This is a genomic window from Novosphingobium clariflavum, assembly GCF_026420865.1.
GTDB classification, from domain to species: domain Bacteria; phylum Pseudomonadota; class Alphaproteobacteria; order Sphingomonadales; family Sphingomonadaceae; genus Novosphingobium; species Novosphingobium clariflavum.
Genome location: NZ_JAPCWC010000123.1, coordinates 1 through 305, shown reverse-complemented (window position 1 = coordinate 305; position 305 = coordinate 1). Strand labels below are relative to the sequence as shown.

The 305-nt window shown below is 61.6% G+C and carries 1 protein-coding gene; it reads left to right on the top strand.

Going from position 1 to position 305, the window contains the following annotated elements:
• Positions 1 to 271, top strand: a 271-nt coding sequence (locus tag OKA11_RS24570) for an integrase core domain-containing protein (protein WP_267225268.1), incomplete at its 5' end; no start/stop codon positions are given.
• Between the last annotated feature and the right edge of the window lie 34 nt (positions 272 to 305).

Sequence of the window (305 nt, the reverse complement as noted above, 5' to 3'; positions counted from 1 at the left end):
CACCCCGGGATCACCATGGGAGAATGGCTATAACGAAAGCTTCAATGGGTCGCTTCGCGACGAACTGCTCAACGGCGAGATCTTCTACAGCCTCGCTGAGGCCAAGGTGCTGATCGAGGCATGGCGGCGGCATTACAACACCGTTCGCCCTCACAGCAGCCTGGGCTACCGACCGCCGGCACCGGAAACGGCGACACCGCCATATCCGGCCTCCGGTTCCGCTTCGCTCCACCTCCGTCCGGATATGGCGGCGATGGGCTTAATCCACTAACAAACCAATCGGGCCACTCGGTGGGGGCAGATCA